The 264-nt window shown below is 49.2% G+C and carries 1 rRNA gene; it reads left to right on the top strand.

Going from position 1 to position 264, the window contains the following annotated elements:
* Positions 1–264 (top strand): 23S ribosomal RNA (locus tag F1735_RS34945); the annotation flags it as partial.

The raw sequence follows: 264 nt of genomic DNA, 5'->3' as shown, positions 1-264 counted from the left end.
GGCTAAAACAGTCAGGATGTTGGCTTAGAAGCAGCCATCATTTAAAGAAAGCGTAATAGCTCACTGATCGAGTCGTCCTGCGCGGAAGATGTAACGGGGCTAAGCCAGTCACCGAAGCTGCGGATATATGCTTGCATATATGGTAGGAGAGCGTTCTGTAAGCCTGCGAAGGTGTCTTGTAAAGGATGCTGGAGGTATCAGAAGTGCGAATGCTGACATGAGTAGCGATAATGGGAGTGAAAAGCTCCCACGCCGTAAGCCCAA

It is taken from the genome of Massilia genomosp. 1 (genome assembly GCF_011682185.1).
GTDB classification, from domain to species: Bacteria; Pseudomonadota; Gammaproteobacteria; order Burkholderiales; family Burkholderiaceae_D; genus Telluria_A; species Telluria_A rubra.
This window is presented reverse-complemented; position numbering and strand designations above follow the sequence as displayed.